Here is a 24,344-nt window from a genome sequence, read left to right on the forward strand (position 1 = left end):
GCGTCTACTCAGTCTCGGGCTTCTTCCTGGCCTTCTTGCGCGCGAGATAATTGATGATCGCGTTGAAGTTAATGCCGATGCCCGCGATGTTCGGCTCCAGCAAGAAGAAGTTGGATACCGTCGCGAGCCCGCCGTCTGGCGTGCTGTCGGATTTCGCTTTAGTCGAGGCCTTGCCGCTTGCGAGCGTCTCCGTCACACGGAGCAACAAGTTGAGTCGCCGCTCATTGAACAGCGGCTCGGCCGTTCCCAGTGACTGGAGTAAGGTCTTCGCCTTGGTCAGCCGCTCCGGCGCGGTCGACCAGATCGCAATGGCCGAATAGGCGAAGACGAAATCCTCGAATTCATGACACAGCAGGGTTTCCCGCTTGACGGCGTCGATTTCCTTGCTCGCGGCCTCGATCTGCTTGCGGTAAAGGAGGCATTCCGCCAGGTGCACCTTGTCGAGGTCAGAAGATCCGAGCTGAAGGGCTTCCCGGTAAGCGCATTCCGCCTGCTCCCAATCATCAGCGTATCGGTAGCTGTCGCCCAATTCGCGCTGCAGCGCGGCCCTGCCGGCCTGCGTCCAGTTGTCCTCAAGCAGCAGCGCATGAAACTGCGCTGCGGAGTCCTTCAGCAGCTGCTTGTCGCGTCGCAGGTTACCCTGCAATTGCAGGAGCCGTCCGAAGAGGTGCCGCTCATATGCTCCAAGGGGGTCGTCGGCCTCAGTGTCTTTCACGATGTCGAGGACCTCGGCCAAGATTTGCTCGGCCGTCTTGGTGTCTCCGATCATCAAGTACTGAACCGCTTTCGCTCCGCGATATTGGAGCTGATTGTCGCGATCTTCGTCGAGTTCGAGGATGCGGTCGATAATCTCCATTCGGGGCGCGAACGGCTGATCGTCGAACTCCAGGTCGACGTACAGTTGCAGCAGCTCAAGGTCCGTTTCCGCCTTCGTGATCGGACCCGCCTTCGCCAGCTCCCGCCGGGCTTCCTCTCGGTCACTGCCGGGCGACAGATAATGCATAGCCCGATAGTAGACGATCTTCCTGTACCACGAAGGATGCTGAATGTTGGTGCGCAGCCGGTCCAGCGTCGCCAGCCAATCCTTCGTGAGGCCGAGCCGGAAATATAGCCACGACAGGCGAGAAACGTAGGCGCCGAGGGCGTTCACGTCGATCCGCAACAGCTCGGGCCCGACGCTGACCCGGCCCAACGCGGGAGCGGTATTGGTCTTGTGCCAGATTGTATATTGCGTGATGTCCGCGCGGGTCGCGCTCAGCGCCCGCTCCAGGTTATTATCCTTGATCGCCTGGTCGTACGCCTTGCCGATGTCAAAGCCTTGCAGCCGCTGCCAGCAGCATTGCTTGTATTTTTTCCCGGACGCGCATGGGCATGGCTCGCTCCATTTTGGCTTCCACATCGGGCGTTTCGGCATCCTGCGGCTCGCCTGCAGCTAAGTCGCAACTGGGGATTCTAGTCCGGCATCGAGCCGCTGAAGGACCCGATGCGACACGGTTACGCCTCCGATCACCCTCAGCACCGCCTCCGGCTCGTGCGGATCACCGCTGGTCCGGATGCCGCCGAAGATCCGGAATACCCAGATTGACATCTCCGGGAAATCGACGCCTTGCGCGCCCTCATACACAAGCGCGCCGGCACCGAGATCGCCGGTTATGCGGGAGCGGGCGTTGCCGGCGAGCAGCTGCCGGTGCATCTCCTCGCCTTGTCGATTGAGGAACCCGGCCCAAACGCCGTGCTTCTGCCGATCGAGCATCGCCCCGAAATGGTGGAACAGCAGCCCCTGCGTGATGAACTTGAACAATTCGTCGACCCGGGTCGCGTCGAACGGCAGTGTCATTGACGGCACGAGCATGCCGTTTTGAAGTATCAGCTCCTGCCGCTGCCCAGAGGCCAGTTGGGCCTTCAGCTTCGCGTTTTTTGCCAATCGCGGCTCAACCATCGTCGACAGGACGCCAAGCGCATCTCGATGATTGCCTGCAAACGGCAATACCGCGGTGAGATAGTGCTCATGGCCGCTCTTGACGCCGTTGCAGGTGCCGCAGGCCGGGACCTTGGGCAGGTTGTCCCGGCGGCTAATCGGAAAAAATTCGCGCGCCAGCACGTGGTCCATGGTCGCCGCAGGTGCGGTGCCACAGTAGACGCAGATTTTGCCAACGTGCCGCTTGCTCATGAGCGCAGTATACCATGACGCCGATTCTTCGAATTCTAGTCTTTGCAATGGTCAGCGGGGTTTCGATTCGCCTGGTGCTCGACTCCTGCCCGCAAACTCGGCCCCTATCGGAAAAACCGGGGAAAATGCCCGGAAGCGATGCGCATCGCTTGACCGCCCAGATTGGCCTGTTCTAATTTTGTTCTCAGGTGCGGGGGCGATTCCGTGGGCCCCATGCCCTCTTTTCAATGAAAACAGCAAACGTCCCTTCCGGGCAGGAACCATGCACGAGATCATCTGTCCCCACTGTGACAAGGCCTTCAAAGTCGATGAATCCGGGTACGCTGAGATCCTGAAGCAGGTCCGTGACGCCGATTTCGCAAAGCAACTGCACGAGCGGCTGGAGTTGGCCGAGCGCGACAAACAGGGCGCTGTTGAATTGGCCAAAGCCCAGGTCAGCGGCGATCTGCAGAAGACCGCGGCCGCCAAGGATGCCGAAATTCAGGAGCTGAAATCCAAGCTGGAGGCCAGTGAGGTCTCGCAAAAGCTCGCGGTTACAGAAGCACTGAGTGCTGTCGAAAAGGAGCGCGACACGCTGGCGAACTCGCTCGCGCAAGCGGAACGGGAGAAGAAGGCTGCCTCCGAGCTTGCTGAAGCGCTTTTGGCCAGCGAGCAGCACAAGATCACGGCCGCCAAGGAAAAAGAAATCCAAGAACTCAAGGCTAAGCTTCAAGCCGTCGAGCTTGAGAAGAAGCTCGCCGTGACCGAAGCCGTCGGTGCCATCGAAAAAGAGCGCGATGAGCTGAAAAACGGGATTAAGCAGGTCCAGCTTGAAAAGCAGCTCTCCGAGCAATCGCTGAAGGACAAGTACGAAACCCAGATCAAGGATCGGGACGACGCGATCGAACGCCTCAAGGATATGAAGGCCCGCCTCTCGACCAAGATGGTCGGCGAGACCCTTGAACAGCATTGCGAGACCGAGTTCAACCGGGTGCGCTCGATGGCGTTTCCGCGGGCGTATTTTGAGAAAGACAACGACGCGCGGACCGGTAGCAAGGGCGATTACATCTTTCGCGACGCGGACGAATCCGGCATCGAGCTCATCTCGATCATGTTCGAGATGAAAAACGAGAGCGACAAAACAGCGACGAAGAGCAAGAACGAGGACTTCCTCAAGGAGCTCGACCGCGATCGCACCGAGAAGGGCTGCGAGTACGCGATCCTGGTCTCATTGCTCGAACCCGACAACGAACTCTACAATACCGGTATCGTCGACGTCTTCCACCGCTATCCCAAGATGTACGTCATCCGGCCGCAGTTCTTCCTGCCGATGATCACGCTGCTGCGGAATGCCTCTCTCAATTCCCTGAAGTACCGGACCGAGCTGGCGCTGGTTAAGGCGCAGAATATCGACATCACCCAGTTCGAAAGCCAGCTGGAGACGTTCAAGAACGGATTCTTGAAGAACACTGATCTCGCTTCCAGGCACTTTCACACCGCGATCACGGAAATCGATAAGTCCATCGACCATCTGCAGAAGACGAAGGATGCGTTGATCGGCGCTGACCGAAACCTGCGCCTTGCGAACGACAAGGCGCAGGACGTGACGATCAAGAAGCTGACCCGGGGTAACCCCACGATGGCGGCGAAATTCGCGGAGCTCAAGAACCCGCCCGCAGAAGCGGCTGAATAAGGTGATTTCCTCATCTTGAGCCCAAGTCGGCGCGTGAATCGTGCAATCGCATTCACGATTTTAAGGTTCCTGCCTGAAGGAAGGCGCTCGGCCGACAATATTTGCGATCCTGCGAGGCACTCTGCTTGTCAGGGCCAGGTGGTCCCGGACCAGATAGAAATGTGGTATCCCCAGCAAGCTGGGTTCGCGCTGCTGATGCTCTGGCCCGAGTTTGAGGAGGCCGAAGTGATGGACGACGTCCAGACATCGCCGTAACGCTTCAGTGACCAACAGGCGCGCTGGCGTAGAGTTATGCGTCTCGACTAGCTGGCTTTGCGCATCGTAGATTGCGAAATGAGTACAATATTGGGAACGTTCACCGCGGGGGTCATGGCGCCATGGGCTCAATGATCCATCTCTATGTCGGCAACCTCCAGGTCGACTGGGGCAAGAACCGCGGGTTCACTGATCACAGCGTGATGTAGCCACAGTCCCTTACTACTATGTTGCCGATGGCAGCGATTACGTCGACGCAAACGGCGAAACTCAATGGAAGTTAAACGTCGTATACAAGGAAGGGCTGTCAAAGTCGCTCGTCGAGGTCAAGGACAGGATCGAGCTTTTGGGCCACATCATCGCTCACTGCCGCAAGGAGTTCATATTTCTCGCCGGGCTAAATGATTTTGACACTGACGTGTTCGAATTCGATGCCCTGCGCAACGCACTGGCAACCGTCGATGTCAGTTCACTGACCTCACTGCGTCACAAGGCGAGGAGGATTTCGGGGAGTAGCCCCAGTTCGGCGAAAGCAGGAACGAAAGCGGCGCCAGCGCGACGCTGTACGGCGAAGACAAGCGAGCGCGTCGGTTGGGCGCTGACTAGGTAGTGCTGGCTTTCGGCTTTAGGAATATATTCCATAATCTTCATTATGCGAACAATATCAACAACTTAGTATTATGCAGCATTCATCGCACCGTTGCAACCGGCCTAGCAGATCGGCCTAGACGCGATCGAACAGCTCAGCCACCACTTCGTACAGTTCGGCATCACGGTCACTGTGAAGAGTAAAGCTCGCGAGGAAATTCAGTCAGACAGTGTCCCGGATGCGTGTTCGCATAGCCTTCAATGGCTCTGTGAGCCACGCATCCCGTGGTCCTCGGGCTTCTTGGCATAGCGGTTCGGATCTTCCCGGAATGGTAGGGAGCGACCTTGGTCGCGCCCAGCGCCTTCGATCGCGCCGGTGAAATAGCAGATCGAAATTATGAGGTTTCTGCGGTACGGCGAGCAACAGCTGAGGGCACGGCAGGCCGTCGAGGGAGTCCCGCAGAAGCTCGGTTGCGACGTATCCAAAATGGCTCTGTTAAGTCATATTCCTACTAACAAGAGCCGAGTTAGCTGGCGCATTACGAGATCGGAGGTTGCTAATGAAGCGGCGCAGGTTCGTCACACTTCTCGGCGGCGCTGCGCTCGCTTGGCCGTTCGCCGTGCGAGCGCAGCAAAGCTCTGCGGGCATCGGCTTCTTGGGCGCCGGTACTGCTGAAACGACCGCTCCGCTCTTACAAGCGTTAAAGCAAGGCTTGCGGGAAAATGGATTAATCGAGGGCAAAGAATATGTGCTCGAACCACGATGGGCGGAAGGGGACTACAAGCGTTTTCCCGCATTTGCCCACGAGTTGGCTGCTCAAGGTGCTCGCGTGATCGTTGTCACCACGATCGCAGCGGCTGGCGCGGCACAGCGCGCCACCTCCGTTATCCCGATAATCATGACGGGTCTAAATGATCCGGTCGGTAACGGTCTCGTGACAAGCCTTGCACTGCCCGGCGGCAACATAACCGGAATGGCCACATTGAATCAGGACGTAACGCCCAAGTTAGTCGAATTTCTGCATGCGCTCCTTCCCAACGCGACCAGCACTGCGGTTTTTTTCAATCCGGCGAATCCGTCGAACGTAACCTATTTGGATAGCGTGCGAGTGCGGACGGCGCCTCTTGGCATCGCGGTCCACGATTTCGTGGTGAGCACACCGAACGAGCTCAACGCCGCGTTTGACACGATCGCGGCGCGACGACCCAATGCATTGCTGGTCGTGCCCGATGCCGCCATTTTGGATTTGGGACCGCGCATCGCGGCCCTGGCTCTACAGCATCGGATTCCAGTCGTCTCAGTCGATGCCGACCTCACCCGTGATGGCGGTCTGATCGGTTATGGCCTTTCTCGACGTGAAACCTACCGGCGTTCGGCTTACTTTGTGAAGAAGGTTCTTGATGGACTCAAGCCCGCGGATCTGCCCGTCGAACAACCAACGCGAATCCTGATGTCGGTGAATCTCAAAACTGCCAAAGCACTCGACATTGAGATCCCCCAGGCGATCTCGTTGCGCGCCGACGAAATGATCGAATAAGTCGCGCACCTCCGCAGCGGCTACCGCGTAGCGATTTGGCGCAAATCCCATTTGCCGAAAGCAGCGTAAACCGCACGCTTAACGATCCGCCATTCGACACCGAGACGCACGGTTAGATTAAGCGCCCGATGTAGATAAGCGTCCAACATTGACCCTTCCATCGCTTGTTAGAGCAATAGCTTAGCTCGCCGATCGGCGTCCGAACCCAATGCCGATTAACTTGTACGGGGCGGACGTGAGATCCCTGCAGGTGCAGGTCCGTCCCGACGATCCGATTTGATTTCGGGTTGGAATGAACGATGTTTCAGCGCGACAGATGGTATTCAGCGAGCGCCAAAGCTGGCGCGAGGCGTATTTGTATCAGCGGCTTGATGAGCTCCGCCGAAGTGTTTCGCGCGTGAAGCAGATGCCGCGCGTGAGCTGCTGCAGGGCGCAACAATGGCGGCGAGATCACGACCTCGCAGGTACATCATTTTTGGGGTCAAACCGCCGCGCCGCGCGATCCAGGCGCGCACATAAGCTGGATAGGTGTTCATTAGATCTTGCGTCCCGGATGCGCTGACGACGCGTCTGCCGGAGTCATCGAACGTCCATGCGGCATGAAAACCTAGCACCGCATTCTGTGTGGCGCAGAGTCGGTCGCTGGGGACGAGTCCGAGCACCATCGTGCAAGCCGAGACGCATGTGCCCGCAATGACGACGGGCTCGCCCGAGTCGCGCACCTTTCGGAAGTGCGTCGTGTAGTCCTGCATCTTGCCGCCGGGGTCTCCGCTAATAATTACGGTCGCGGAAGCCGGCGTCACAGTTAGCGCCGTCGATACAACGGCAGCAATCAACCACGCTCGCATGTCCTTTTCCTCGGCAGTATCGGATCAAACCTGCGCCACGTGTCGCAAATCGCATGCCATAAGCCGAAGCCGTTGGGACCGCTTGCTAAGGGGCTGATTTAAAAAGCGTTTTCTTTGGATGGCAACGCGCCCCTCGCCTGCGCAAGAAGTTCTCGCGCAAGCCCAAAAGGTGGGCAATCTTAAGCGCCCCTGATGAAGATCGATGCAACGGGAAGTGTAACGTCCGCAGAGATTTGAGGCGGAAGCGAGATCTACACGCAGGGAGTCAAGCCATTTGAACCAGTCGCGATGGAGCGACGGCTCGTTTCGCATGGCAAGTAAAAAGGGCCGCTTTGAGTGTTGTGCACTGCGGCTTGCCTCGCTCGCGCCAATGCGCGACGAGGGACGCGTTCGCGAGGGCTCACCGCGCTTAGTCTAGCGTGATGCGCGAGCAACTGAATGACATCCCCAGCTATGAGAAACAGCCGTCCGCCTGAATCGGCGGACAGGATAGCGAGCCGAACGAGTAAAACACGCAGCAATCGCCGGCCCTCGGTTTCAGCCGCTGCGGCGACCCCTGCAGTCGTAGAAGAATTGGCATGCGACCGTCGGCATGGTTTCGACCGTTTGATGGGCACACTCGAGACGAGTGAGGATCGATTCCAACTGCGTCAGGTCGTCTAGGTACCGAGCTTCGATTGTTTTGGCGATCTCGTCCGGCGCCGCAGAGTTCGCGGGTGCGCGATCTCCCATCATGTCGGCCATACGACGCCGGGCGATATCGATCCAGACAATTGCTCACTCTGCCGCGCAAACTATCGAAGAGCTTCGTTGCTGTTGCGACGCGCTGGCTCATAATCATCAGGGTGCCGCTTCCCTTTCAGTCCGCTGCTGCAATCAGGAGAGACCGCGGAAGCAAAATTGCTCCCCAGTCCCTCGCTGCAGGTGTCGTTAGCTCGCTGCTAGTGGCCCTTCGGGCCGCCTTGATAGCGCCAGGCGGACTGATCCTCGATCGCGCCCATCGTGGGCGGCACAATGCGTGCTCCGCGGTCGTACATAATTGCAGAACGCCCGGGGTCTTGCGCGTAGACTGGGGATTGGAATTGTGCGCTGCGCCTTGCCTCGTTCGGCCAATAGCTCTTGTCGGTGATCGTCGACCCCGCCTGGGCGGTCGCCGACAGTGCTGCCAGCGGCAGCAAGAACGAAATCGTGAGAAGACTTTTCTTCAGCATAGTCCCGGCTCCATCGTTAGTCGGAAGCGCGTTGCGCGCCTCTAAATAGAGAGTTCGGGCCAAACCTTCCGGCGGTTACAGCTTCACGCTGGCGTGAAGCAGAACCTGCGCTCACCAGCGCAGCAACCTCGGTCGCAAAACTGCGCCTGCCAGGGTGCAGAGCACAATCGTGCCGCCGTACCAAACGGCAACGAACGGCAATGAATCACTGGTGCAGTGCAACGCGTAGACCAACGCGCTGCGGTAAAGGCGCCGGTACGAACGAGATGGGTCGGAGCGGCCTTCCGCACTGCCCAAATAGGGATGGCAAACGGCGCGATCGCTATAACCGGTATCGACAAGAGGCATTCCAGCCATTCGTCACTCAGGACCATACCGCTCCAATGCGAACTCGGCATGAATCCGAGTCTGACGGCTGCGAGCAAAATGACAGTCGCGAACGGCACCGCGACCCAAAGTAGAGCCGCCTGACGCTCGCCGCCGCGCCAGCCGCAGCAAGTAGATCGACGCGATCCCGATGATTGCCCTCGCAAAGGCAACCTTGGTGGCGAGAAACACAGCGGCACGAAGCGTCATGCTATCAGCGCGAATGCCGAGCCAGACCGTCATTAAGCCGAGCGCCAAAACGACTGCGGTGACAAGGGCGAGGCCGACTGTCCGGCGGATCAATCCGCGATCAACCGGCTCGACATTCCTGCTGAGCGCCGCGATCAGTTCATCGGTCTTCATGCTTTGACCTCTTTTGCAATCATGTCTGCCAGCGCTTTGAGGCCGCGATGAATGCTGACCTTTACCGTCGGCTCCGAGAGCCGATGTCTTTGCGCCGCTTCAGCTATGCTCAGCCCTTCCAATTTGACGGCCTCGATGGCGCATTGCATGTTCTTTGGCAGCTTCCCGATCAAGCGTCGGATGTCCTAGTTGTTTGATTTCATGCAGAACTGGTCGGACGTGAAAGCCCGCTTTAGCGAGCTAAGGGTCAGGTTTGTGCCGTTCCGGCGGCGATCGACGCTTCTTCAATCCCGCGTCGCCGCGAGCAGATGGCGAGCTAAGTATGGCTTCGGTGCCAGTAATCGCCGGTCCGCCGTGAGAAAGGAATAGGAATGCACAACAAGACTTAGGACGTGCCCATGACGGGCGGCTCGCTTGAGTTGCCTTCCGGAACGGCAAAGGCATTTCGGATCGTATAAAGCTCGGAAAGGAACGCTGACACGAGGCGGGAATTCGCGCTGCCAGGCGGCTTCAAGAGCAGGGCGCGGAAATGCACGGCCGGCTCGAAGGGCCGAACGGCGATGCCTTGGATCATCTTGTCGGCGATGATGAACGGATTGACAAGTCCTATGCCGAGGCCTTGTGAAGCCAGGATGGCGATGGTCACGCCATAGGGCGTCTCAACCCGGATGCGGGGCTGGACTCCGTGTTCAGCAAAGATTTTGTCCATGGCGAGCCGCACTGTGTCCTCCGGCGCGAGAGCCAGAAAACTCACTTCGTTCAGGTCCTCAGGCGTGACGACGTCCCGGCTCGCCAGCTGATGTCCCTGCGGCATAACGCAGACGGCACGAGGCGTGGTAAATACGCTGTGCAAGACGCCGTCGGTGTCGATCTCGTCGGCTGCCAAGCCGATGTCGAAGCTGCCTGAAGCCACCAGGTCGCGAACAACGTTTGATGTGCGGACCTGATAGCTAATCCGCACCTGCGGGTGCTTGCGCGAGAATGCCGTGATAGCCCGCGGGACGAGCCCGTGCCCGAGGGCCGAGAGGCTGGCCACACGGATGGTCCCTGCGCCGACTTCCTTGATTTGGGCGGCCCGCAGCTTGAGGCGATCGAGGCCGACCAGGTTGGCTTTCACTTCGGCGTGGAAGAGCAGGCCTTCGCGAGTCGGGACCAGGCGGCCGCGGATCCGATCGAACAGGCTGAATCCGAGTTCGGCCTCGAGCTTCGCAAGCGAACGGCTGATAGCCGGCTGCGAGGTGCTGAGCAAGGCAGCCGCCGCTCCAGCGCCACCACTGGTCATAATCGCATGGAAGACGTCGATATCGCGCAGGTTCATAGGACAACCATATCAAGAATGGATCGACTCTATCGCTGTGGTCATGGATGGCAATGCCGGGGCGAGCTAACGTCGACCCATGACGAAATCAGATGACACCTCGCACATTCGTCCGCCCGCGCGTTCGCAGCAGCCGTTCCAGGCGGTTGCGATGGCGGTGGAGCGCGCTTCGACCATCGTTTTCGATGACCTCCAAGCTTTCGAGACGCGGGCGGAGCGCGTCTATGACGGCTTCAGCTATGGGCTCTATGGAACGCCGACGAGCCGGCTTCTCGAGGACCATGTCGCCCAGCTCGAGGGGGCGGCCAGGGCGCTCGTCGTGCCGTCGGGCATGGCGGCGATGACGCTGGCGACGATGGCGGTGTGCCGGAGTGGCGACCGCGTCCTGATGCCGGAGACGCTCTATGGTCCGGCGCGGGACATGATCCTGCGCTTCCTCGGGCCGCTCGGCATCGCGGCGCAAACCTATGACCCTCTCCTTGATGCCGGGATCGCGGGGCTTCTCGACGAGCGGACGCGGCTGGTCTGGGTAGAGTCTCCTGGTTCCGCGACCTTCGAGGTCCAGGACGTACCCGCGATCGTCGCGGTGGCTAAGAAGGTTGGCGCGTTGGTTGCAGCCGATAACACCTGGGCTTCGCACCTCCTGTTCAAGCCGCTGACCCATGGCGTCGACATCAGCATGCAGGCGTTGTCCAAACATGCCGGCGGTCATGGCGATCTGCTTATGGGCTCGCTCGCCGTGCGCGACCAGGCCCTGTTCCGGCGGCTGAAGGATACGGCGCGGTTCCTTGGCTATGGTGTCTCGCCGGAAGATTGCGCGTTGTGCGAGCGCGGCCTGATGACCATGCCGGTCCGCATGCGTCACGCGGCCGCGAGCGCAGCGGAAATCATGACTTGGCTGTCGCAGCGCCCGGAAGTCGCTCGCATCCTACACCCGGCCATGCCGGACCATCCTGGGCATGCGGTCTGGAAGAGGGACTTTTCGGGCGCGGCTGCCGTCTTCTCGGTCGTGCTCAGACCAGAACTCGCGTCCTTGCAAGCCGAAATCCTTCGACGGATGCATCTGTTCAAGCTCGGAGCGAGCTGGGGGGGCGTCCATTCGCTGATCGCGGTCAATGATCCGCGGAAAGGTCGGGCCAGCCTCGACTGGCTGCCACCCGGCCCCGTCTGGCGATTGTCGATCGGGTTGGAAGCTCTCGATGACCTGATCGGCGATCTGGAGCAGGCCTTCCTCCCGTTTGCCAAAGTCGCGGGCGGCGTCGAGGACGGCAGGCCGGACCGCGGCCGAATAACCGAAAAGAGCTGCAAAGTAGGGGAACGGAGATAGCCATGACAAGGTTGACAATGCTCCTCGGCGCGGCGCTCACCGCCGCCGGTCTGACCGCGAGCGCCGGTGCGCAGAGCGTCGTGAACAAGATCAAGCAGCGCGGCTATGTCAGCTGCGGCGCAAGCCAGGGCGTGCCGGGTCTCTCCCGCCCCGACGAGAACGGTTATTATCGGGGCTTCGATTCCGACATGTGCCGTACCTTCGCGGCGGCCATCCTCGGCGACAAGGACAAGATCCGCTTCGTGCCGCTCAATGCCGGCCAGCGCTTCCCGGCGCTGCAGACCGGCGAGATCGATGTCCTGTCGCGGACCTCAACCATCACCCTCTCACGCGACACGGTGGTGCGCTTCGTCTGGATCACGCTCTACGACACCGACGGCCTGCTCGTGCGAAAGGCCGACAAGATCACCGATCCCAAGCAGCTCGCCGGAAAGACGGTCTGCCTGCAGGGCGGCGGCAGTTTGACCGAGAGGTCGATCGAGGAGACCGAGGAAGAATACGGAATCACGATGAAGAAGGTCTACTTCGACTCGACGATTCAGGCGCGCGATGCCTTCTTCGGCGGCCGCTGCGACACCTATGTGACCGATGGCACGGCCGCCGCCGGCCAGCGGGCCTCGGTGGCAAAGAACCCGGACGACTACGACATCATCAAGGTGGGCCATGCGGCCGAGCCGAACGGCGTCGCGGTCGCGCGCGGGGACGATCAGCTCTTCGACATCACGCGCTGGACGATCAATGCCCTCCTCTGGGCCGAGCTCCACGGCATTACCGCCAGGAACATCGACGAGAAGCTGAAATCCGGATCGATCGAGATCAAGCGGGTTTTGGGGCAGGAACCGGGCTTCGGCAAGCCGCTCGGGCTCGACGACAAATGGGTCTACAACGTCGTCAAGCAGATGGGGAACTACGCCGAGATCTGGGACAACAATCTCGGGAAGAGCAGCCCCCTCAAGATCGATCGCGGCCTGAACGCTCTCTGGAAGGATGGCGGCCTGAACTACCCCTACCCCTGGGACTAGCTGTTGCCGGGGAAGCGTGACGAACGCTCCCCGTTTGATGTCCAAGCCGGAAAGGGGAGAGCGGCATGTTCAACGATGCCAGGACGAGATCGATCGTCATTCAATGCGTCTTGGTGGCGGCTGTCGTTGGCGCTGCGGCCCTGCTCGTCACCACAACCTTCACGAACCTGCAGACGCGCGGCATTCCGATCGGGTTCGACTTCCTGTCGATGCCATCCCGGATCGTGATCTCCGAGGCGATCCTCTCCTACAAGTCGCGTGATCCCTATTACTGGGCCATCGTCGTCGGACTGGCGAATACGGTTTTTGTTTCCGCGCTCGTCATCGTCTTCTCGTCGGTCCTCGGTCTCGTCGTCGGCGTCACCCGGCTGAGCAGCAATCCGCTCGCCGCCGGCACCTGCCGGGTCTGGGTGGAGATCGCGCGGAACTCGCCGCCAATCGTCCTGCTGATCTTCCTCTACTCGCTCTGGTGGAAGGTCCTCCCGCCGGTCGCCGACGCGCTCCGTCCGCTTCCCGGCGTTTTCGCCTCGATGCGCGGCCTCATGGTCCCAAGCGTTCACATCAGCCTAGCAACAGCAGGCGTGGTCCTGATCATCGTTGCCGGGATGCTCTTCCTCGCTCCTCGGCTCGCAGGTTCGCTGCGCAACTTCCGGCCCGCCCTGAACTGGGCCACGGTTGCCGTTCTTTTGCTCGGCCTTTGGTTCGCCGATGCCACTGTCTCGATGGATTGGCCCGTCTTCGCGGGTTCGAACTTCCAGGGCGGGCTGGAGCTGACGCCGGAGCTCAGCACCATCCTGATCGGTCTGACGATCTATACGACCGGCTTCATCGCCGAGATCGTGCGAGGCGGCGTGCTGTCGGTCGGGTCCGGGCAATGGGACGCCGGCCGCTCGGTCGGCCTGTCAAGGTCCAAGATCCTGCGGCTAATCGTGATCCCGCAGATGCTGCGCGTGATCGTGCCACCACTCAACAGCCAGTACATCAACGTCGTCAAGAATTCGACGCTGGCGATCGCTGTCGGCTACCCGGATTTCTTCGCGGTGATGAACACCATCATCAGCAAGTCCAGCCATTCGATCGAAGGCGTCTTCATCATCCTGGGCGTCTACCTCGCCCTGAACCTGACCCTGTCAAGCGCGGCCAATTGGTACAACCGCCGCATCGCGATCGTGGAACGTTGATCCCGTGAAGACGATTTCGCTCCCTTTGCCTGAGGCTCCGGTGCCGTCCCAGGCCTCGCTGCGCCAGGCCGCCAGGCTGCTGTTCGGCTCGCCGCTGAATGCCGCCCTGACGCTCGCATTCGGCGCGATGCTCGCCGTCGCCCTGCCGCCGATGTTGCGCTGGCTGGTGCTCGACGCCGTCCTCTTCAATCCGGACCCGGCCGCCTGCCGGGCCGCGTCCGGAGCCTGTTGGAGCTTCATCTACGTCAAATCGGGCCAGCTGCTGTTCGGCATCTACCCGGTCGAGGAGCGCTGGCGGCCGGCTCTGGTCTGCCTACTGATCCTGGCCTTGCTCGGCTGGTCGGTGCGGCCGGCGAGCTGGACGCCGCGTCTGCTCGGCCTCTGGATCTCGGCGCTTGCGCTGATCGTCTGGATGATGGGCGGCGGCCTCGGACTCGAAGAGGTCCCGACCTCGGCCTGGGGCGGCTTGCCGGTGACGCTGATCCTCACTGTGGTCGCAATCGGGATCGCTTTCCCCGTCGGCATCCTGCTCGCCTTGGCCCGCCGGTCGACGATGCCGGCTGTCCGGATCGCAGCCGTCGTCACGATCGAGTCCGTCCGCGGCTTGCCCCTCCTCTCGATCCTGTTCGTCGCCTCGATCATGCTGCCGCTCTTCCTCCCAGAGGCGCTGCTCCCCGACAAGTTCGTGCGCGCCCTCGTCGCCCTGACGATTTTCGCAGCGGCCTATCTCGCCGAAGTTATCCGCGGCGGACTGCAGGCGATCCCGAGGGGCCAGTACGAGGCCGCCGCGGCGCTTGGCCTGCCGTTCTGGCGCACGCAGTACCGCGTCATCCTACCGCAAGCGATCAGAGTAGTGATCCCGGCCTTGGCGAACACGATCATCGTGATGATCAAGAACACCAGCCTCGTGCTCGTTGTCGGGCTCTTCGACCTGATCAGCTCGGGTAAGGCCGCTCTGGCCGATCCGGCGTGGCCGTCGCCGGCCGCCGAGACCTTCCTGTTCATCGGCGGGATCTTCTTCGCCCTGTCCTTCTCATTCGCCCGCTTCGCCGATTTTCTGGAGCGGCGCAGCCCCGTTGCTCGCTAGGAGAAGCCTCATGACCATGGCAACGGTAGAAACCAAGCCGACCGGCACCCGCCCCGCGGCGCTGAAGCAGACCTCGCTGAACACCGCGACGGCGATCGAGATGATCGGCGTGAACAAGTGGTATGGCGACTTCCACGTGCTTCGCGACATCAACCTGAAGGTGGAACGTGGCGAGAAGCTCGTGATCTGCGGTCCGTCCGGCTCGGGCAAGTCGACGATGATCCGCTGCATCAACCGCCTGGAGGAGCACCAGAAGGGCCAGATCATCGTCGACGGCACCGAGCTCACCAGCGACCTCAAGAAGATCGACGAGATACGCCGCGACGTCGGCATGGTGTTCCAGCACTTCTACCTGTTCCCGCATCTGACGATCCTCGAGAACCTAACGCTGGCGCCGATCTGGGTGAGGAATATGACCAAGAAGGACGCCGAGGAGATCGCGATGCACTATCTCAAACGCGTCAAGATCCCCGAGCAGGCGCTGAAGTACCCCGGCCAGCTCTCGGGCGGCCAGCAGCAGCGCGTCGCGATCGCCCGTTCGCTCTGCATGAGCCCGAAGATCATGCTGTTCGACGAGCCGACCTCAGCGCTCGACCCCGAGATGGTCAAGGAGGTGCTCGACACCATGGTCTCGCTCGCAGTCGAAGGCATGACCATGCTCTGCGTAACGCATGAGATGGGCTTCGCCCGCGAGGTCGCCGACCGCGTCATCTTCATGGACGCCGGCCAGATCGTCGAGATGAACACCCCCAACGAGTTCTTCAAGAACCCGCAGCATGAGCGTACCAAGCTCTTCCTCAGCCAGATCCTGCACTGAAGACGGCGGTTCCGGCAGAGCGTACGACCGGCGGAGAACGAGCAGAAGTGCTTGAGCTTCCCACAAATGGGAAGGCGCGCAAATGCGCGGCCTGCGTGGCTCCGCCCCCCAACCCCCAAGTGTCGAGCAGCATTTCAGACCCCGACGGTCCGCAACCGCAGCGCGTTGCCCACCACGCTGACCGAAGATAGCGCCATCGCCGCCGCCGCGACGATCGGCGACAGCAGTAGGCCGAACGTCGGATAGAGCACGCCCGCCGCGATCGGAATTCCGGCCGCGTTGTAGGCGAAGGCGAAGAAGAGGTTCTGCCGGATGTTGCTCATGGTCGCCCGCGACAGGCGGCGAGCGCGGACGATGCCGGTGAGATCGCCCTTGAGCAGCGTGATGCCGGCACTTTCCATGGCGACATCCGTCCCAGTGCCCATCGCGATTCCGACCTCGGCGGCAGCCAGGGCGGGCGCGTCGTTCACGCCGTCGCCGGCCATCGCGACGATCCGCCCCTGCTTCTGCAGCTTTGCGACTACCGCGCTCTTCTGATCGGGCAGAACCTCGGCTTCCACGTCGGCGATCCCCAGCCGGCGAGCGACGGCCTGGGCGGTGGTCCGGTTGTCGCCGGTGAGCATGATGACCTTCACGCCCTCGGCGGCGAGTGCGCGCAGCGCCTCCGGCGTCGATTGCTTAACGGGGTCGGCGATCGCCAGAATGCCGGCAAGCTTGCCATCGATCGCCATGTTGATGACGGTGGCACCTTCGCCGCGCTGGCGCTCCGCCTCGGCCTCCATCGCGGACGTATCCACTCCTTGGGAGCGCAGAAACGTCGCGTTGCCGAGCAGCACCTTCTTGCCGTCGACCGTTCCGAGCGCCCCCTTGCCGACCGGTGAATCGAAGTCCTGGACGTCGGTCGTCTGGATGCCTCGCTCCTTGGCTTCGTTCACGATCGCGTCGGCGAGGGGGTGCTCGCTGGCGCGTTCGACGCTGGCGGCGAGCCGCAGCACCTCGGCATCCGTGATTCCTTGAGCCGGGATCACGGCGACGACCTTCGGCTTGCCCTCGGTGAGGGTGCCCGTCTTATCCACGACCAGGGTGTCGATCCGCTCCATGCGCTCAAGCGCTTCGGCGTTCTTGATCAGGACGCCGGCCTGGGCGCCGCGCCCCACGCCGACCATAATCGACATCGGGGTGGCCAGCCCGAGGGCGCACGGGCAGGCGATGATGAGCACGCTGACCGCGGCGACGAGGCCGAAGGCGAGCCGCGGCTCCGGACCATAGACCGCCCAGGCGCCGAACGCAGCGATCGCGACCACAATGACCGCGGGAACGAACCAGCCAGCGACCTGGTCGGCGAGGCGCTGGATAGGAGCCCGCGAACGCTGCGCCTGCGCGACCATCTGCACGATCTGGGACAGCATCGTGTCGCTGCCGACCTTTTCGGCGCGCATGACGAAGCCGCCGGAGCGGTTCAGCGTACCGGCGATCACCTTGCCGCCGACCTCCTTGCTGACGGGCATGGATTCGCCTGTGACCATGGACTCGTCGAGAGATGACCGCCCCTCGCTGATTTCGCCGTCGACGGGTACCTTCTCGCCGGGGCGGACACGCAGCCGGTCGCCGACCTCCAGCACCGAGATCTGAACTTCTTCGTCGGAGCCGTCGGCGCGGATTCGTCGTGCCGTTTTGGGTGCGAGGTCGAGAAGGGCTTTGATCGCGCCCGAAGTGGCCTCGCGTGCCCGCAGTTCGAGTACTTGGCCGAGGAGGACGAGCACCGTGATCACGGCCGCGGCCTCGAAATAGACCGCGACGGCTCCTTCATGCGCCCTGAAGGTGGAGGGGAAAGCGCCCGGCACGACGGTCGCCACCACGCTGTAGACCCAGGCGACGCCGGTGCCCATGGCGATCAGCGTGAACATGTTGAGATTGCGGGTCAGAACCGACTGCCAGCCACGGACGAAGAAGGGCCAACCGGCCCACAACACGACAGGCGTGGCGAGAACGAGCTGGATCCAGTTCGACAGCGACTGATCGATCCAGCCGTGGCCGCCGATGAGGTGACCGCCCATTTCGAGGACCACGACCGGAACGGAAAGCGCCAGGCCCGCCCAGAAACGGCGGGTCATGTCGATCAGCTCGGGATTCGGGCCGGTGTCCGCGGTGGCGAGTTCGGGTTCGAGCGCCATGCCGCAGATGGGGCAATTGCCTGGCCCGACCTGGCGTATCTGCGGATGCATCGGGCAGGTGTAGATCGTGCCTTTCGGCACGTCCGTCGGGGGCGCCTCCTGCACCTTCCCGTGGACGTACTTCGCAGGATCAGCTTCGAATTTCGTCCGGCAGCGCTCCGAGCAGAAATAGAAGGTCTTGCCGCCATGGTCGATCTTGTGGCGAGCGGTACTAGGATCGACCTTCATTCCGCAAACAGGGTCTACTACCGTACCGAGGGCGTCATTGTGGTGATGGTGGGCATGGTCGCGCGGAGCCGTATCGTCAGAGGAATGCGAATGTGCACAACAACTTCCATGGTTCGCTCCGGAAATAGCGGCGTCGTGCTTAACCATTGTTCGCTCCGTCTCTTTCGGGAAATACCCTAGGGGGGTATATACGGTTCATGCGGAGCGACATCAAGGCTTCCTGTCAGAAACGCCTTAACCGGATCGAAGGCCAGGTTCGCGGGCTCGCGAAGATGGTCGACAAGGACAGGTACTGCATCGACATCGTCACCCAAATCTCCGCCGTCCGCTCCGCGCTTCGCCGAGTCGAAGAAGAGATTCTTAAGGATCATGTAGCCCATTGCGTGGAACACGCGATCAACAGCGGCGACAGGGCCGACCAGCGCCGCAAAATCGCGGAACTGATGGAAGTCGTCGGTCGGGTGGATAGGTAACCCGACGGCGGTCACGAATGCTTGACCTGGATCAAGGACTGCGTACGGAGCCGGGATATGTTACTCAAGCCGCGTAGCGGCTGGAAAGGTAAGTGAATCTCGATGCGGCTCGTCCGTACCATCCTGGCATTCGCGATCGCCGTCTCGCTGGCGATGCTGCCGCTTGGCGCGTCGGCCGCGGGGCGGGCGATGTCGTCGGACGACATGAAGATCGCCATGCAGATGGCGGACCACGCCGACATGTCGATGGACTGCTGTCCGGACGAGATGGACGGAAAGACCTCCCCGAAGGACGGCTACAAGTGCGGAGTGGGCTTCTGCTGCATCGGCGGCGCTATCGCCCTTGGTGACGTTCGCCCCATCGCGTTCGGCGCTTCCGTCCTAACGGCGAGCAAGATCGCCATCCCCTCGGACCAGGTCGTCGATTTCCGTGGCGGCAGTCCACCCTTCCGACCTCCTCGAATCTGATCTCGCGATAGCCCTGCGCGCAACGCACGCTTGCACGCGCAGATGACCCACGCGCGCGCCCCGGGGCGCCGCGGCCGAGATCAATTCATGAGGACAGGACAATGCTTTCCAAATTCACGACTGCGGCTCTCGCCGCCACCCTTTCGCTCGTCGCTCAGGCGGCCATTGCGGGCGCCGGCGACTTCACCTTCGAGCCCGTCAATCCGGAGATGAAGAAGGGCGACGACATCACGCTCGCCGTTCGCTTGACGAACAAGCAGACCGGCAAGCCGGTGCCGGACGCCGTGATCTTCAAGGCCCGGGTCGACATGGCGCCCGACGGGATGGCGGAGATGGAATCGCCCGTTTCTCCGCTGCCCTCGAAGGAACCGGGCGTCTACGCCTTCAAGACGGACCTGCCGATGGCCGGCCGCTACCAGGTGACGCTCTCGGCGAAGATACAGGGCGAGCCGGAGACGGTCACCGGCAAGGTCGTGGTCAAGGCGACCAAGTGAGCGTTCGGGCGCCGCTCGGCGGCGCCCGATGTCCTCCTTTTCTCGATCACACGGACGCGCCTGATCGCGCGCGGAACACACCATGAAGACGCTGCGTCTACTGACGACGACCCTCGCGCTGGGCGGAGCCTTGGCTCTGGTCGGCTACTGGTACGCCAGCGGCGGGCGCTGGCCGGCCCATGCCGACCTAACCATTTCGGCGGCCGCCGCAGACCGGAAGCCGCTCTACTATCGAGATCCCGGCGGAGCTCCGTCCTGGTCGGCGGTGCCGAAAAAGGATGCGCAAGGCCGCGATTACGTGCCCGTCTACGACGAGGACGGGCCGGCGACCGAGCCGCCGAAGGCGAAGCCGCAACAGGCGAACGCCTCCCGAAAGGTCCTGTACTACCGGAATCCGATGGGACTGCCGGACACATCGCCGGTGCCTAAGAAGGATCCGATGGGGATGGACTACGTCCCCGTGTACGAAGGCGACGAGACCGACGACGGCACGGTGAAGCTTTCGCCTGGCAAGATCCAGCGCACGGGCGTGAAATCCGAGCCCGCCGAGCGGCGCAGCATCAGCGTGGCGGTGAAGGCGCCCGGCACGATCCAGCTCGACGAGCGCCGCATCTCGGTGATCGCGATGCGGGCTGAAAGCTTCGTGCAGAAGATCGCCGACGTCACCACGGGCACCCGGGTGAAGGCGGGCCAGCCCTTGATGGAGGTCTACAGTTCGGCCATCGCTTCCGCTGCGGCGGAATATCTCGCGACGCTCAATTCGAAGGTGGTGGGGGGCGTGGAGGCCTACGGCCGCGGCTCGCGTCAGCGCCTGACGAACCTCGACGTTCCGGAGCCGGTCATCACCGCGATGGAGAAGTCGAAGGTCGCTCCGGTCACGGTGCAGTGGACGGCGCCGCGCGACGGCATCGTGCTCGAGCGCAACGCGATCGAAGGCATGCGGGCCAACCCCGGCGACGTGCTGTTCCGCATCGCGGACACCTCGGTGGTGTGGGCCCTCGTCGACGTCGCCGAGCGCGACCTCGGCAACATCGTGGTGGGCCAACCTGTGACGATCCGGGCGCGCAGCTTCGCGGGGCGGACCTTCTCCGGAAAGATCGCCGTGATTTATCCGCAGGTGAACCGCGACACGCGTACCGCTCGCGTCCGGATCGAGCTTTCCAATCCGGACGCGGCCTTGCTGCCGGATATGTATGTCGATGCCGACATCGACACCGCGGACGGCTCGCCGGTCCTGTCCGTGCCGGATAGCTCGGTGCTCGACACCGGGGCCCGCCAGGCCGTTCTGGTGGACAAGGGCGAAGGCAGGTTCGAGCCGCGCGAAGTGAAGCTCGGACGTAGGGGCGGCGGCTACGTCGAAATCCGCGACGGCCTCAAAGATGGGGAGTCGGTCGTGACGTCGGCGAACTTCCTGATCGACGCGGAAAGCAACCTCAAGGCCGCGCTGAAGGGCTTCGCCGAGGCGAACCCGGCACCGGACGCTGCGAGCGGCCACGCCCATGGAGAGCACAAATGATCGCCCGCATCATCTCCTGGTCCGCGCGCAACTTGCTTCTCGTCCTGTTCGGCACCGGCTTTGCGGCGGCCGCCGGGCTCTACGCCCTGATCCACCTTCCACTCGACGCGATCCCGGACCTCTCGGACACGCAGGTCATCGTCTACACCGAATACCCCGGCCAGGCGCCGCAGGTGATCGAGGACCAGGTCACCTATCCCCTGACGACGGCCATGTTGACGGTGCCGAAATCGAAGGTCGTGCGTGGCTTCTCGTTCTTCGGGGTGTCGTTCGTCTACGTGATCTTCGAGGATGGGACGGACATCTACTGGGCGCGCTCGCGCGTGATGGAATTCCTAAACAGCGCGGCCTCGCGCCTTCCCGCGGGCGTGACTCCCACCATCGGGCCCGACGCCACAGGCGTCGGCTGGGTCTACCAGTACGCCGTCATGTCCAAGGAACTGAACCTCGCGGACACGCGCACTATCCAGGACTGGAATCTGAAGTTCGCGCTGGCGAAGGCCGGGGGCGTCGCCGAGGTCGCCAGCATCGGCGGCTTCGTCAAGCAGTACAACGTTGTCCTCGATCCGCAGCGGATGCGCGACCGCGGCATCAGTATGCAGAAGGTCCGTGAGGCTATCCGCGCGTCGAACGCGGACGTCGGCGGTCGGACCGTGGAGCTTTCCGAGTTCGAGTACGTCATCCGCGGCAAGGGCTACATCAAGAGCATAAACGATCTCGGCAACATCGTGCTGAAGACCAGCAACGGCACGCCGGTGCTGCTGCGCGATGTGGCCACCGTTGAACTTGGTCCCGACGAGCGACGCGGCATCGCGGAACTGAACGGCGAGGGCGAGGTAGCCAGCGGCATCGTGCTGCAGCGCTTCGGGGTCAACGCGCTCGACGTGATCGAGAACGTCAAGAAGCGGTTCAAGGAGATCGCGAGCAGCCTGCCTAAATCCGTCGAGATCGTCCCGGTCTACGACCGCTCCAACCTGATCTACGCCGCCATCGAGACCCTCAAGCACACGCTTCTAGAAGAGAGCATCGTCGTGGCTCTCGTCTGCGTCGTCTTCCTGCTGCACGTCCGCAGCGCGCTCGTCGCCATCCTGATGCTGCCGGTCGGCGTGCTGATGGCGTTCGGCGCCATGAAGCTGCTCGGGCTGGGGTCGAACATCATGAGCCTCGGCGGGATCGCGATCGCGATCGGGGCCATGGTGGACGCGGCCATCGTCATGATCGAGAACGCCCACAAACACCTCGAGCGGGCCAAGCCCGGCGAGTCCCGCGTCCAGATGCTGATCGATGCGGCGTCCGAAGTCGGCCCTGCACTGTTCTTCAGTCTGCTGATCATCACCGTGTCGTTCATGCCGATCTTCACCCTGGAATCCCAGGAAGGGCGGCTGTTCAGCCCGCTCGCCTTCACCAAGACGTTCTCGATGGCCGCTGCGGCGCTGCTGTCGGTGACGCTGGTGCCGGCGCTGATGGTGATCTTCGTCCGCGGCAGGATCGTTCCGGAAAGCAGGAATTTCATCAACCGCTTCCTGATCTGGATCTACCGGCCCGTCATCAGGGGCGTGCTGCGGGCAAAGACGCTGGTGATCCTCGCGTCCATAGCCGTCCTGGCCGTCTCGATCTGGCCAGCCCGCCAGCTCGGCACCGAGTTCATGCCGTCGCTGAACGAGGGCACGCTGCTCTACATGCCGACGACTCTGCCGGGCATCTCGGTCACTAAGGCGGCCGAGCTGATGCAGACGCAGGACCGGATCATCAAGTCCTTCCCGGAGGTCGTCTCGGTCTACGGCAAGGCGGGGCGGGCGGCGACCGCGACCGATCCGGCTCCGACCGAGATGTTTGAGACCGTGGTCAACCTGAAGCCGAAGGAGCAGTGGCGGCCGGGCGTGACGGTCGACAGCCTGATCGCCGAGATGGACAAGGCGCTGCAGTTTCCGGGTGTCTCGAACGCCTGGACCATGCCGATCAAGGCGCGCATCGACATGCTGTCGACGGGCATCCGCACGCCGATCGGCGTGAAGGTGATGGGCACGGACCTGGTAGAGATCGACAGGCTCGCCAAGCAGATCGAGCGCGTCATCAAGGCGGTGCCCGGGACTTCCTCCGCCTATGCCGAACGGGGCATCGGCGGCTACTATCTCGAGATCGTCCCCGACCGCGAGGCGCTCGCCCGCTACGGCATCCTGATTCAGGACGTCCAGGACACCATCGCGGCCGCGCTCGGTGGCCAGACGGTCACGACGACGGTCGAAGGTCGGCAGCGATTCACAGTGAACATGCGCTATCCGCGCGACCTCCGAGACAATCCCAAAGCCATCGCCAGCGACATCCTGGTGCCGATGCCGGCGGGCGGCGCCGTGCCGCTCGGCGAGGTGGCCAAGGTCGAGCCGGCCCGCGGACCTACGTCGATCCGGACGGAGAACGGGCAGCTCGCCACCTACATCTACGTCGACATCCGCGATCGGGACATAGGCAGCTACGTCGCCGACGCGCAGCGCGCGGTCAACGACAGCATCCAGTTTCCGGCCGGCTACTACGTGGTCTGGAGCGGCCAGTACGAATACCTGCAGCGGGCTGCAGCGCGCCTGAAGATCGTGGTTCCGGTGACGCTCACCATCATCTTCCTGTTGCTGTACCTGAACTTCAGGGCCATCGCCGAGACCCTGATCGTGATGCTGTCGCTGCCGTTCGCGCTGGTCGGCGGCATCTGGATGATGTGGTGGCTCGGCTTCAATCTGTCGGTCGCCGTCGCGGTCGGATTCATTGCGCTCGCCGGCGTCGCCGCCGAGACCGGCGTCATCATGCTGATCTATCTCGACCACGCGCTGGCCGAGGTGAAGGCCAGGCGCAGTGTCGAAGGCCGCGCGCTTACCCGGCTGGATCTCCATGATGCCATCATGGTGGGCGCGGTGGAACGTGTCCGTCCGAAGATGATGACGGTGGTCGCCATCATGGCGGGTCTGCTGCCGATCATGTGGAGCACAGGCACCGGATCCGAGATCATGCAGCGCATCGCCGTGCCGATGATCGGTGGCATGATCTCGTCGACGCTCCTGACGTTGATCGTCATCCCGGCGATCTTCGGCCTGGTGAAGGGGGCTGGGCTGAAGAACAAGGGCGATTCTGGCCTGCCCGTGCCGTCGATCGCTCCTGATGCGCCACAAAAGGTTGCCGAGCTCGCCGTTTTGTCCAAGCGCGCAAAGACTTTCTGACCTCAGATTTTCGGTTCGATAA

Annotated in this window: 20 protein-coding genes and 2 pseudogenes; 12 read left to right on the forward strand and 10 right to left on the reverse strand. The window is 62.2% G+C overall.

Annotation, left to right across the window (positions count from 1 at the left end):
• Window positions 1–4: 4 nt before the first annotated feature.
• Both BBTA_RS37040 and BBTA_RS37045 read right to left on the reverse strand, forming a co-directional pair.
• Window positions 5–1,414 carry an SEC-C domain-containing protein gene (locus tag BBTA_RS37040; RefSeq protein WP_011930918.1) on the reverse strand — a complete coding sequence of 470 codons (1,410 nt, stop codon included), beginning with the start codon at window positions 1,412–1,414 and terminating at the stop codon, window positions 5–7.
• Window positions 1,415–1,432: 18 nt separating this feature from the next.
• The gene (locus BBTA_RS37045; protein WP_041751801.1) at window positions 1,433–2,170 is read right to left on the reverse strand and encodes an HNH endonuclease; all 738 of its coding nucleotides are present in this window, start codon (window positions 2,168–2,170) and stop codon (window positions 1,433–1,435) included.
• A 262-nt stretch (window positions 2,171–2,432) separates the two neighbouring features.
• Between BBTA_RS37045 and BBTA_RS37050 the strand changes: the two genes are divergently transcribed.
• Both BBTA_RS37050 and BBTA_RS37055 read left to right on the forward strand, forming a co-directional pair.
• Window positions 2,433–3,842 (forward strand): DUF2130 domain-containing protein, encoded by a 1,410-nt coding sequence (locus BBTA_RS37050; RefSeq protein WP_011930920.1) that lies wholly within the window; start codon window positions 2,433–2,435, stop codon window positions 3,840–3,842.
• Between the two features lie 1,403 nt (window positions 3,843–5,245).
• Entirely contained in the window at window positions 5,246–6,223 is a 978-nt protein-coding gene (locus BBTA_RS37055; RefSeq protein WP_041751802.1) for an ABC transporter substrate-binding protein, read from the forward strand.
• A gap of 323 nt (window positions 6,224–6,546) precedes the next feature.
• Here the strand turns inward: BBTA_RS37055 and BBTA_RS39475 are convergent, their stop codons facing one another.
• From BBTA_RS39475 to BBTA_RS37080, 7 genes and pseudogenes are all read right to left on the reverse strand, one after another.
• Window positions 6,547–7,071: a hypothetical protein gene (locus tag BBTA_RS39475; protein ID WP_011930923.1), complete on the reverse strand. Its 525-nt coding sequence runs from the start codon at window positions 7,069–7,071 to the stop codon at window positions 6,547–6,549.
• Window positions 7,072–7,522: 451 nt separating this feature from the next.
• Window positions 7,523–7,665 (reverse strand): annotated as a pseudogene (locus BBTA_RS41750) (GDCCVxC domain-containing (seleno)protein).
• A 347-nt stretch (window positions 7,666–8,012) separates the two neighbouring features.
• On the reverse strand, window positions 8,013–8,282 hold the full coding sequence (locus BBTA_RS37065; RefSeq protein WP_041751803.1) for a hypothetical protein: 270 nt from the start codon (window positions 8,280–8,282) through the stop codon (window positions 8,013–8,015).
• Window positions 8,283–8,393: 111 nt separating this feature from the next.
• On the reverse strand, window positions 8,394–8,639 hold the full coding sequence (locus BBTA_RS41710; RefSeq protein WP_011930925.1) for an NrsF family protein: 246 nt from the start codon (window positions 8,637–8,639) through the stop codon (window positions 8,394–8,396).
• Window positions 8,585–9,011 (reverse strand): annotated as a pseudogene (locus BBTA_RS41715) (NrsF family protein); the annotation flags it as partial. The pseudogene BBTA_RS41715 and the gene BBTA_RS41710, both read right to left, overlap by 55 nt.
• Window positions 9,008–9,184, reverse strand: coding sequence for a sigma factor-like helix-turn-helix DNA-binding protein (locus BBTA_RS39480; protein WP_083780814.1), 177 nt, complete (start codon window positions 9,182–9,184; stop codon window positions 9,008–9,010). The gene BBTA_RS39480 and the pseudogene BBTA_RS41715, both read right to left, overlap by 4 nt.
• 212 nt (window positions 9,185–9,396) lie before the next feature.
• A complete protein-coding gene (locus BBTA_RS37080; protein ID WP_011930927.1) occupies window positions 9,397–10,329 on the reverse strand; it encodes a LysR substrate-binding domain-containing protein in 933 nt (310 codons plus the stop codon).
• 79 nt (window positions 10,330–10,408) lie between these two features.
• On the opposite strand from BBTA_RS37080, the gene BBTA_RS37085 reads away from it, so the two are divergent.
• The 5 genes from BBTA_RS37085 to BBTA_RS37105 all read left to right on the forward strand — a co-directional run bounded on the left by BBTA_RS37085 (window position 10,409) and on the right by BBTA_RS37105 (window position 15,763).
• Window positions 10,409–11,656 (forward strand): PLP-dependent aspartate aminotransferase family protein, encoded by a 1,248-nt coding sequence (locus BBTA_RS37085; protein ID WP_011930928.1) that lies wholly within the window; start codon window positions 10,409–10,411, stop codon window positions 11,654–11,656.
• Between the two features lie 2 nt (window positions 11,657–11,658).
• Window positions 11,659–12,678 carry a transporter substrate-binding domain-containing protein gene (locus BBTA_RS37090; protein WP_011930929.1) on the forward strand — a complete coding sequence of 340 codons (1,020 nt, stop codon included), beginning with the start codon at window positions 11,659–11,661 and terminating at the stop codon, window positions 12,676–12,678.
• Between the two features lie 65 nt (window positions 12,679–12,743).
• A complete protein-coding gene (locus BBTA_RS37095) occupies window positions 12,744–13,859 on the forward strand; it encodes an amino acid ABC transporter permease (RefSeq protein ID WP_011930930.1) in 1,116 nt (371 codons plus the stop codon).
• 4 nt (window positions 13,860–13,863) lie between these two features.
• The gene (locus tag BBTA_RS37100; RefSeq protein ID WP_011930931.1) at window positions 13,864–14,946 is read left to right on the forward strand and encodes an amino acid ABC transporter permease; all 1,083 of its coding nucleotides are present in this window, start codon (window positions 13,864–13,866) and stop codon (window positions 14,944–14,946) included.
• 100 nt (window positions 14,947–15,046) lie between these two features.
• The gene (locus BBTA_RS37105) at window positions 15,047–15,763 is read left to right on the forward strand and encodes an amino acid ABC transporter ATP-binding protein (protein WP_049795548.1); all 717 of its coding nucleotides are present in this window, start codon (window positions 15,047–15,049) and stop codon (window positions 15,761–15,763) included.
• 134 nt (window positions 15,764–15,897) lie between these two features.
• Here the strand turns inward: BBTA_RS37105 and BBTA_RS37110 are convergent, their stop codons facing one another.
• The gene (locus BBTA_RS37110) at window positions 15,898–18,312 is read right to left on the reverse strand and encodes a heavy metal translocating P-type ATPase (protein ID WP_011930933.1); all 2,415 of its coding nucleotides are present in this window, start codon (window positions 18,310–18,312) and stop codon (window positions 15,898–15,900) included.
• A gap of 50 nt (window positions 18,313–18,362) precedes the next feature.
• On the opposite strand from BBTA_RS37110, the gene BBTA_RS37115 reads away from it, so the two are divergent.
• The 5 genes from BBTA_RS37115 (at window position 18,363) to BBTA_RS37135 (ending at window position 24,322) form a co-directional block, all read left to right on the forward strand.
• Window positions 18,363–18,638: a metal-sensitive transcriptional regulator gene (locus BBTA_RS37115; protein WP_041751852.1), complete on the forward strand. Its 276-nt coding sequence runs from the start codon at window positions 18,363–18,365 to the stop codon at window positions 18,636–18,638.
• Between the two features lie 102 nt (window positions 18,639–18,740).
• On the forward strand, window positions 18,741–19,106 hold the full coding sequence (locus tag BBTA_RS37120) for a hypothetical protein (RefSeq protein ID WP_011930935.1): 366 nt from the start codon (window positions 18,741–18,743) through the stop codon (window positions 19,104–19,106).
• Between the two features lie 101 nt (window positions 19,107–19,207).
• On the forward strand, window positions 19,208–19,600 hold the full coding sequence (locus tag BBTA_RS37125; RefSeq protein WP_011930936.1) for a FixH family protein: 393 nt from the start codon (window positions 19,208–19,210) through the stop codon (window positions 19,598–19,600).
• Window positions 19,601–19,682: 82 nt separating this feature from the next.
• Entirely contained in the window at window positions 19,683–21,116 is a 1,434-nt protein-coding gene (locus tag BBTA_RS37130) for an efflux RND transporter periplasmic adaptor subunit (RefSeq protein ID WP_011930937.1), read from the forward strand.
• Window positions 21,113–24,322 carry an efflux RND transporter permease subunit gene (locus BBTA_RS37135; RefSeq protein ID WP_011930938.1) on the forward strand — a complete coding sequence of 1,070 codons (3,210 nt, stop codon included), beginning with the start codon at window positions 21,113–21,115 and terminating at the stop codon, window positions 24,320–24,322. The genes BBTA_RS37130 and BBTA_RS37135 overlap by 4 nt, the downstream gene beginning before the upstream one ends.
• The last annotated feature ends 22 nt before the right edge of the window (window positions 24,323–24,344 follow it).

Origin of the sequence: Bradyrhizobium sp. BTAi1 (genome assembly GCF_000015165.1) — a bacterium.
GTDB classification, from domain to species: Bacteria; Pseudomonadota; Alphaproteobacteria; order Rhizobiales; family Xanthobacteraceae; genus Bradyrhizobium; species Bradyrhizobium denitrificans.